Source organism: Candidatus Methylomirabilota bacterium (assembly GCA_035764725.1).
Lineage (GTDB): Bacteria > Methylomirabilota > Methylomirabilia > Rokubacteriales > CSP1-6 > DASRWT01.
In genome coordinates this window covers 1-9,529 of sequence record DASTYT010000091.1, presented here as the reverse complement: position 1 = coordinate 9,529, position 9,529 = coordinate 1, and the positions used below count along the sequence as shown (strand labels likewise).

Genomic DNA, 9,529 nt, shown 5'->3' with positions numbered 1-9,529 from the left:
GACGGCGACGGCCGCGTCATGGCGATCAAGGGCCGCGACCTGATGCACGGCGTCCCGAATGAGCTGGTCATCGCCGAACGGCAGATCGCCGAGAGCATCGCCGAGCCGGTCGGCGCCATCATCGAGGCCGTCAAGGTGGCGCTCGAGCATACGGCGCCCGAACTGGCGGCGGACATCGTCGACAAGGGCATCGTGCTCACCGGCGGCGGCGCGCTGCTCCGCGGCCTGGATCTCCTGCTCCGCCAGGAGACGGACCTGCCGATCACCGTGGGCGACGATCCGCTGTCCTGCGTGGCCCTCGGTACCGGCAAGGTGCTCGATGAGCTCGATCTTCTGAAGAAGGTGGCGATCCCGGCCTAGCCCGCCTCCGCGCGCGCGTCGGCCGGTCCCCACGTGGGTGACCCTCGGTGAGAGTTCGCAGGTACGGTCTCCTCGTCGTCGTGCTCTTGGTCTGCCTGGTGCTCCTCACCGTGCAGACGCGCGGCGGGGGGACGGGCCGGGCCGCCGACGTGCTGTCCATCCTCACCACCCCCGTGCAGGTCGTCCTCGCCAAGATCCACCGCGCCTCCATCTCGCTCTGGGTCGGCTACCGCGAGTGGCGGACGTCATGGAGCGAGAACGTCCAGCTGCGGACGGAGAACGAGCGGCTACGCGTGGAGTCGATGCAGGCCGCCGAGACCCGCGAGGAGAACGATCGGCTTCGGCGCCTCCTCGGTCTTCGCCAGCGCCTCCCCATGACCACCCTCACCAGCGAGGTGATCGGACGCGAGGGCGGCGGCTGGGTGCGCTCGCTCACCATCAATCGCGGGGCGGGCGCGGGCATCGCGACCCAGACGCCGGTCATCGTTCCCGACGGCCTGGTGGGCCGGGTCGTGCGCGTGCGGCCGGGCGCCGCCGTCGTGCAGCTCCTCAACGATCCCGCGTCCACCGTGGGCGCGATGGTGCAGCGCACGCGCACCCCCGGCCTCGTCGAGGGCGACCCGGGCGGCGCCGTGCGGTTCAAGTACATGGCGCGTGACGGCTCCGGGATCGTCGTGGGCGACGTCCTCGTGACCTCCGGGCAGGGAAACGTATTCCCCAAGGGCCTGCCGGTGGGCCGTGTCGTCTCCATCGAGGACAAGGGTTCGGCACTGTTTCACTTCGCGGTGCTGGCGCCGGTGGTCGACTTCGCCCGGGTCGAGGAAGTGCTCCTGCTGACCGGCCAGACCACGCAGGACCTGGCGGGCCTCTTTCCGAGGGAGAGCTAGCGTGAAGTGGCTCTTCCTACTCACCCTCGGCGGCAGCGTGGCGCAGTCGAGCCTCGTCCAGGCGCTCTCCGTGGGCGGCGCGACGCCCGATCTCCCGTTCATCCTCACCGTGTTCTGGGCGCTTCGGCGCGGCCCCGAGGCGGGCTGCGTCGCCGGCTTCTTCGCCGGGCTGCTGCAGGACGTCGCCGCGGGTGGCCTCGTGGGCGTGCAGGCGCTCACCAAGGCGCTCGCCGGCTTCTCGCTCGGCCTGGCCGGCGGCCGGCTGTGGGTGGCGAACCCGCTCGTGCAGGTGCCGGGGCTGGTGGCGCTGACCCTCGCGGAGGGCTTGCTGCGCTTCGGGCTCCTGCAGCTCTTTCACTATCCGGCGAGCCTCGGCGCGCTGCTCGTCGAGGTCATCCTGCCCCAGGCGCTCTACAACGGCGTGCTCGGCGCCGCGTGCATCGTGGCGATGCTCGGGCTCGAGGCGGCCCGGGCTCACGCGACGTTCCGGGCGCCCCGGCGCTGGTGACGGTGGAGATGATTCCGTGGAAGTGATGGCGGGGAGCGGCCGGCGCGACGGCTGGAGCAGACGCGTCCTCGCGCTCACTGTGCTCTGCGCCACGTGCTTCGTCCTCCTCATCGGGCAGCTCTGGTATCTCCAGGTCCTGGAGGGCGCGCGGTTCCGCGACATGTCCGAGAAGAACCGCATCCGGGTTCGCCCGGTGGCGGCGCCGCGCGGGATTCTCTTCGATCGCAACGGGCTTGCCCTCGTGGACAACCGGCCCGCGTTCACGCTCTCGCTGATCCCGCGGGAGATGGAGGACCGGGACACCGTGCTCGCGCGCCTTGCGGTGATGCTCAAGATTCCCCTCGCCGAGCTGCAGGACTCCCTCACGCGCGTTCCCGCCGACTCCCTCCGCCCCGTGCGCATCCGGCGCGATCTCTCGCTGGAGGACGTCGCGAAGGTGGAGGAATCGAAGCTCGACCTGCCCGGCGTGGTGGTGGAGGTCGAGCCCACGCGGGTCTATCCCACCAACACGTTCGCGGCGCACCTCCTGGGCTACGTGCGGGAAGTGAGCGATGAGCAGATGAAGGGCGGGCGGTACCGGCGCGGCGACATGATCGGCCAGACCGGGCTCGAGCGCCTCCTCGACGATCATCTCCGCGGCCGCGACGGCGGGGAGCGCATCGAGGTGGACGCGCTCGGCCGGCCGGTGCAGCTCATGCAGCGCGAGGAGCCGCGTCCGGGCGCGCAGGTCATCACCACGGTGGACCGGCGCATCCAGGAGACCGCGGAGCGGGCAATGGCCGGCAAGGCGGGCTCGGTGGTGGTGATGGACCCGCGGTCCGGGGACATCCTGGCACTCGTCTCGGGTCCCGCCTACGGGCTCGATACTTTCGCGGGCAATCTCGACCGCGACGCGTGGGCTCGCCTGATCAAGGATCCCGCCCACCCCCTGCTGAACCGCGCGCTCCAGGCGCAGTATCCGCCGGGCTCGGTGTTCAAGATGGTGGTGGTGGCGGCGGGCCTGCAGGAAGGCTCGCTCAACCCGATGGACCGCATCTACTGTAATGGCACCTTCGACTACGGCGGCCGCACGTGGAAGGACTGGAAGCCGGGCGGGCACGGCCACCTCGATCTGCGCGGCGCGATCATGCAGTCGTGCGACATCTTCTTCTACCAGTACGGGCTCAAGGTGGGCCCGGATGCGATCACGCGCTACGCCAAGGCCTTTGGCCTGGGCGTGCCCACCGGCATCGAGCTGTCGAGCGAGCGCGCGGGTCTCGTGCCGACGCCGGCAGGCAGGAAGGAGCGCGGCCGCGTCTGGCATTCCGGCGAGACCCTCAACATCTCGATCGGTCAGGGCGCGCTGCTCGTGACCCCGGTGCAGGTGGCGCGGCTGACCTCCGCGATCGCCAACGGCGGCATCCTCTGGAAGCCGCGGCTGATCCAGAAGGTGGAGCGGCCCGACGGCACCCTCGCATACGCGGAGACGAGCAAGATGACCGGGCAGGTGGACCTCTCACCGGTGATCTGGGCCTATCTCCGCCATGCCATGTCGGGCGTGGTCAACGAGGGCGGGACCGGCGCCGCCGCGCGCCTGCCCGGCCTCGAGATCGCGGGGAAGACCGGCACCGCGCAGACGATCGCCAACAGCAAGAGTGAGAAGGGCCAGGATCACGCCTGGTTCGCCGCGTTCGCGCCCGCCAACGACCCGCAGGTGGTCGTGGTGGTGCTGGTCGAGGGCGGCGGCCACGGTGGCTCGGTTGCCGCGCCCATCGCACGCCAGATCTTCCAGGCCATCTTCCTCGAGAAGGTGGCGATGGGCGTGCTGGCCGGCGCCGGCTCGTGATCCTCCGGATCGATCGTCGCCTCCTCCAGAACGTCGACTGGCCGCTGATCGCGGCCGCCATCGTGCTGATCTGTCTCTCATTCATCTCGCTCTGGAGCCTCTCTCCCCACGGCAGCATTGCGTGGCGCCAGCTCTCGTGGGTGGGGGTGGGCACGATGGCGCTCCTGGTCGTGATCGCGCTCGACTACCGCAATCTCGTGCGCGCCGCGCCCTTCTTCTACTCGATCGGCCTCAGCCTGCTCCTCACCGTCTTCGTGCTGGGGCGCACCGTGTCGGGCGCGCGCCGCTGGATCCACCTGGGCCCATTCACCTTTCAGCCGTCCGAGCTCTTCAAGCTGATTTTCGTGCTCACGCTCGCCTGGGCGCTCACGTCACGGTGGAGCCGGCCCCTATCGCGCGCGACCCTGATCTGGACGGGCGTGATGGTCGGGGTGCCCTTCGTGCTGGTGGTGCGCCAGCCCGACCTCGGCACCGCCCTCGTGCTCCTGCCCGTGCTCGCCGCCGTCCTCCTGGGCATCGGGATCCGCCTGCGCATCTTCGCCGGCCTCATCCTCGCCGGCCTCGCCCTCATGCCGGTGGCGTGGTTCGCCCTCAAGGAGTATCAGCGGGAGCGACTCCTCGTGTACATCGATCCGTTCCGTGACCCCCTGGGAACGGCGTACAATGTCATCCAGGCAAAGATTGCCATCGGTTCCGGTCAGCTCCTGGGCAAGGGAGTGAGCGGCGCGACGCAGAGCCGCCTCTCCTTTCTCCCGGAGCGACACACGGATTTCATATTCGCCGTGTTCGCTGAGATGTGGGGCTTCGCGGGGTGTCTGGTCCTGATCATGGCGTACGGTCTCCTGGTGTTGCGAGGGTTCGAGATCGCCGCAGGCGCCCGTGAGCCACGGGGACGGATCGTCGCCCTGGGCGTGACGGCTCTGTTCGCCACCCAGACGCTCATCAATCTGGGGATGGTGACGGGTCTCTTGCCCGTGGTCGGCATCCCGCTGCCATTGATGAGCTATGGGGGATCGTCCATGGTGGTCTCCCTCATGGCGCTGGGGCTCCTCCTCTCGGTTCGAATGCGGCAGTTCCAGTAACCCGAGCAAACGGGCCGGCTCTCGGAGTCGGACTCGTCGGGGGCTGCCGTGGCCAAGCGGATCGTCGTGAACGTCGGCGTGACGGAGACCCGTCTCGCCGTGCAGGACGGCAACCAGCTGACGGAGCTGTACGTCGAGCGGGCGCGCCGTCGTTCCATCGTCGGCAACATCTACAAGGGTGTCGTCACCAACGTCCTGCCCGGCATGCAGGCCGCGTTCGTCGACATCGGCCTCCACAAGGACGCCTTTCTCTACGGCGGGGACTACACTGCGGAGCTCACCGACGCGGCCGATGAGCGGGCCCAGGGCGTCGAGGACGAGGCGGGCAACGGGGACGCGGTGGAGGCCCCGCCCGAGGCGGCCGCGGAGTCCGTCGAAGAGGAGCTCGCCGAGGCCGAGGCGGAGGGCGGCGCGAGCCGGCCCGCCTTCGCCCATGCGCCCATCGAGGAGCTCCTGCACAAGGGGCAGGAGATCCTCGTCCAGGTCTCCAAGGAGTCGCTGGGGAGCAAGGGCGCGCGCATCACCTCGTTCATCTCCATCCCCGGCCGGTACATCGTGTTCATGCCGCAGTCGCGTCACGTCGGCGTGTCGCGGCGCATCCACGACGAGGCGGAGCGTGAGCGCCTGCGCAACATCGTGAAGGTGGTGCGGCCGGCGAGCGGGGGCTTCATCGTCAGGACGGTGGCGGAGGGCAAGGGCGAGGAGGAGATCGCCGCCGACATCCAGTTCTTGAGCCGGCTCTGGTCGCAGGTGCAGAGCCGCCACGAGGCGGCGCGCGCACCCGCGCTGCTCCACGAGGAGATGGATCTGACGTTCCGGGTAGTGCGCGACCTCTTCTCGCCGGAGGTCGAGGAGTTCCTCGTCGACACCGACGAGGGGTACGCCAAGGTCCTCGGCTACGCCAATACGCTCGTGCCCCAGCTCGCCGGGCGGGTCAAGCGCTACGAGGGCAAGCAGCCCATCTTCGAGGCCACCGGGATCGAGAAGGAGATCGACAAGGCGCTGCGCCGGCGCGTGTGGCTCAAGTCGGGCGGCTACATCGTGATCGACCACACCGAGGCGCTGGTCGCCATCGACGTGAACACTGGGAAATACGTGGGGAAGCGCGACTTCGAGGAGACCGTGCTGAAGATCAACCTCGAGGCCGCCGCGGAGGCGGTGCGCCAGATCCGCCTGCGCGACCTCGGCGGCATCATCATCCTCGACTTCATCGACATGGAGCGCGCCGAGCACCGGGAGCAGGTCTCGCGCGCCCTCAAGAAGGCGCTCGCCGACGACAAGGCGCGGACCAACGTGCTGGAGATCTCCGAGCTCGGCATCGTGGAGATGACCCGGAAGCGCGCGCGGCAGGACCTCCAGTCCATGTTCTTCGCGGCGTGCCCGACCTGCAAGGGCAGCGGCCACGTGAAGTCCGACGCGACGCTCGCCGCGGAGATCTTCCGCAAGATCCAGGCGCAGGTGCCCGACGCAGCCCCGGGGGGGGAGGTGCTGGTGCGCGCGCATCCCGAGATGGCTCACCGGCTGGAGGCGGAGGAGCGCGAGGGCGTCGAGCGGCTCCAGGCCATCATTGGCCGGAAGATCGTGCCGCAGGGGGTGCCCACCTATCACCGGGAAGAGTATGATGTGACCTTCCGGTGAGACCCAGGTGACGCGACCGTCTCGCATCAGCCGCGCCAAGATCCTCGACCAGCTCCGGGTCGCCGCCCGCAAGGGCGATCGCACCGCACTGGCTCTCGCCACCGACCAGATGAAGACCCTCGCCTACTCACCCCGCTACTGGGAGAAGTACCTGGAGCTTCTGGGCAATCCGTTGGCCCGTCTGGTCGACCTCCTTCTGATCAAGCAGGGTGACAAGATCGCCCGCCAGAAGGGCTGGGTGAAGCCGCGCCGCGAGCGCCCCGCCGCGGACAAGGCCAAGGGTAAGGCGGCCAAGGCGTCTGCCCGGAGCCGGCGCCGCCCGGCCGCCGCCGAGCAGGGGTCGCTGTTCCCCGACCTTCCCGCCTGAGCCCGGCCCGGAGGGCTTGCCGCCTGTGGTAGAGTACCCCCGTAGGGTATAGGGGGGGGGCGCCCATGATCGACGAGGACACACGGGGCAAGGCGCTAGGCCGGCTCCGCCGCATCGAGGGCCAGATCCAGGGCATCCAGCGGATGATCGAGGAGGACAAGTACTGTGTGGACATCCTCCTCCAGCTCACCGCCGTGGAGGGGGCGGTGGAGCAGGTGCAGAAGCTCCTGCTCGCGCGCCACATCTCGTCCTGCGTGACCGACGCGATCCGCTCCGGCAACGGCCGGGAGCGTCAGAAGAAGATGGACGAACTCCTCGAGGTCTTCTCGCGCTTCGGGGGCCGGTGAGGGCCCCATGCCCGCCGCGACGGACACGCGCCTGGACCTGCCCATCAAGGGCATGCACTGCGCGGGCTGCGTGGGCAAGGTCGAGCGCGCGCTGCAGGGCGTGCCCGGCGTGGAGAAGGCGGTGGCGAATCTCGCGACCGAGCGGGCCACCGTGTGGCTCGATCCGACGCGGGCGGAGCTGCCCGCGCTCCGCGCCGCCGTGGCCGCCGCCGGCTATCAGGTTCCCGCGGACATTGCCCCCGCGCCCGACCGCGAGAAGGAGGAGCGGGCGGCGCGCGACTGGCTCCTGCGAATCAAGGTGCTGGTGGGCGCCGCGCTGTCGGTGCCCGTGCTGCTGGGAAGCATGCCGGAGCTGTTCCCCTGGGCGCCAGCCGCGCTCCGCAACCCCTGGCTACTCCTGGCCCTCACCACGCCGGTGCAGCTCTGGGTGGGCGCGGAGTTCCACGCCGGTTTCCTCCGCGAGCTGCGCCACCGGATCCTCAGCATGAACGCCCTTGTTTCGATCGGGACCAGCGCCGCGTACCTCTTCAGCCTCGCGGTGACGGTCTGGCCTCACGCCTTCATGGCGACGGGCGCCATGCCCTACTACGAGGCTTCCGCCCTCCTCACGACGTTCCTGGTCCTGGGCCGCTGGCTGGAGGCGCGCGCCCGCGGCGGCGCCTCGGAGGCGATCCGGCGGCTCCTCGACCTCCAGCCGCGCCAGGCGCGGGTGAGGCGCGACGGCGTCGAGCGCGATGTGCCGGTCGGCGACGTGCTCGTCGGTGACCTCATCCGCGTGCGGCCCGGCGAGCGCGTCGCGGTGGACGGCGAGGTCATCGAGGGCGCCTCCACGGTCGACGAGTCCATGCTGACCGGCGAGAGCCTGCCCATCGAGAAGGGCCCCGGCGACGCGGTGGTTGGCGGCTCGGTGAATCGCACCGGCAGCTTCACCTTCCGCGCCACCCGCGTCGGCACCGCCACCGCGCTGGCGAACATCATTCGATTGGTCGAGGAGGCGCAGGGGTCGAAGGCGCCCATTCAGCGCCTCGCCGATCGCGTGGCCGCGGTGTTCGTCCCGTTCATCCTGCTCCTGGCCGCCGTCACCTTCGTCGCCTGGTGGGCGGTCGGCCCCGCGCCGGCGCTTTTCCACGCCCTCGCCGCCGCGGTGGCCGTGCTCGTCATCGCCTGTCCCTGCGCGATGGGCCTGGCCACGCCGACCGCGATCATGGTCGCGACGGGACGCGGCGCGCAGCTGGGCGTGCTCATCCGCAGCGCCGAGGCGCTCGAGATGCTCCAGCGGGTGCAGGTGATGGTGGTCGACAAGACGGGCACGCTGACCGTGGGCAAGCCGATGGTCACCGACGTCGTGCCGGCGGCCGGCGTCACACCCGACGAGGTGCTCGCCCTCGCCGCGGCCGCGGAGCAGGGCTCCGAGCACCCGCTCGGCGAGGCCATCGGGAGCGAGGCGAAGGCGCGCGGCCTCGCGCTCCCACCGGTCGGCGCGTTCCAGGCGGTGCCCGGCCAGGGCGTGATCGCGGGGGCCGCCGACGGGCGCATCCTCCTCGGTACTCAGCGCCTCATGGAGGCGCAGGGGATCGCAGTGGACGCGCTCGCCCCGCATGCGCGCGCCCTCGCCGAGCAGGGCAAGAGCGCGGTCTACGTGGCCTTCCGCGGCCAGGCCCTTGCGGTGATCGCGGTGGCGGACGTGCTCAAGCCGGGCGCGCGCGAGGTGGTGGCGGCACTCACCGGCCGCGGGCTCGAGGTGGTCATGCTCACCGGGGACGGTCATCTCACCGCGGGGGCCATCGCGCGAGAGGTGGGCATCACGCGCGTGCTCGCCGAGGTGCTCCCCGAGCGCAAGGCCGCCGAGATCACGACGCTGCAGGCCGGCGGCCGTCTCGTCGCCATGGTCGGCGACGGCATCAACGACGCGCCCGCGCTGGCCCAGGCCGACGTGGGCATCGCGATGGGCTCGGGCACGGACGTCGCCATCGAGGCGGCCGACGTCACCCTCATGCGCGGCGATCTCCGCGGCGTGACCGCGGCGATCGAGCTCTCGCGCCGGACCGTGCGCGTCATCAAGCAGAACCTCGCCTGGGCATTCGGCTACAACCTGATTCTCGTTCCCGTGGCTGCGGGCGTCCTCTACCCGGTCGCGGGGATTCTGCTCTCCCCGGTGCTCGCCGGCGCAGCGATGGCGCTCTCGTCGGTGTCCGTGGTCCTCAACAGTTTGCGGCTCAAGCGGTTCGGCGGCTCGTCCCCGTGATCGCCTCGCCGTATCTCGAGGTCCGGGACCGTTACGAGCGACAAATGACCGGTCGGGTGGACGCGACACCCGCCGACGCCCTCACGCACACCGTGCACCTCGCCGACGAGGACGGCGCCGTCGAGCTGGTCGCCGTCTGCACCCCGTCGCCCGGGTACGAGGTGCTGGAGGCGCGTGGCACCTCGCGGGGAGGCGCTGCGAACCCCGCCGTCGCCGCGGACCTCGGAGGGCTGGCCGGCGCCCGCATGGTCGGAGGGTTCACGCGGCGCC

10 protein-coding genes are annotated in these 9,529 nt (G+C 70.6%); all 10 read left to right on the top strand.

The features are described 5' to 3' along the window. Positions 1 to 360: rod shape-determining protein (locus VFX14_14130; GenBank protein ID HEU5190818.1), on the top strand; the 360-nt coding region annotated here is incomplete at its 5' end. Between the two features lie 47 nt (positions 361 to 407). After that, positions 408 to 1,247 carry a rod shape-determining protein MreC gene (gene mreC / locus VFX14_14125; GenBank protein ID HEU5190817.1) on the top strand — a complete coding sequence of 280 codons (840 nt, stop codon included), beginning with the start codon at positions 408 to 410 and terminating at the stop codon, positions 1,245 to 1,247. 1 nt (position 1,248) lies between these two features. Further along, positions 1,249 to 1,755 (top strand): rod shape-determining protein MreD, encoded by a 507-nt coding sequence (gene mreD, locus VFX14_14120; protein ID HEU5190816.1) that lies wholly within the window; start codon positions 1,249 to 1,251, stop codon positions 1,753 to 1,755. 25 nt (positions 1,756 to 1,780) lie between these two features. Continuing rightward, complete coding sequence (mrdA, locus tag VFX14_14115) at positions 1,781 to 3,580, top strand: penicillin-binding protein 2 (GenBank protein ID HEU5190815.1); 1,800 nt, start codon at positions 1,781 to 1,783, stop codon at positions 3,578 to 3,580. Beyond that, a complete protein-coding gene (rodA, locus tag VFX14_14110) occupies positions 3,577 to 4,662 on the top strand; it encodes a rod shape-determining protein RodA (GenBank protein HEU5190814.1) in 1,086 nt (361 codons plus the stop codon). The genes mrdA and rodA overlap by 4 nt, the downstream gene beginning before the upstream one ends. 48 nt (positions 4,663 to 4,710) lie before the next feature. Further along, entirely contained in the window at positions 4,711 to 6,300 is a 1,590-nt protein-coding gene (locus VFX14_14105) for an Rne/Rng family ribonuclease (protein HEU5190813.1), read from the top strand. A 7-nt stretch (positions 6,301 to 6,307) separates the two neighbouring features. Further along, a complete protein-coding gene (locus VFX14_14100) occupies positions 6,308 to 6,667 on the top strand; it encodes a hypothetical protein (GenBank protein HEU5190812.1) in 360 nt (119 codons plus the stop codon). Positions 6,668 to 6,732: 65 nt separating this feature from the next. Then, positions 6,733 to 7,014, top strand: coding sequence for a metal-sensitive transcriptional regulator (locus VFX14_14095; protein ID HEU5190811.1), 282 nt, complete (start codon positions 6,733 to 6,735; stop codon positions 7,012 to 7,014). A gap of 7 nt (positions 7,015 to 7,021) precedes the next feature. Continuing rightward, complete coding sequence (locus tag VFX14_14090) at positions 7,022 to 9,259, top strand: heavy metal translocating P-type ATPase (protein ID HEU5190810.1); 2,238 nt, start codon at positions 7,022 to 7,024, stop codon at positions 9,257 to 9,259. 44 nt (positions 9,260 to 9,303) lie between these two features. Continuing rightward, positions 9,304 to 9,529, top strand: a 226-nt coding sequence (locus VFX14_14085; GenBank protein HEU5190809.1) for a hypothetical protein, incomplete at its 3' end; no start/stop codon positions are given.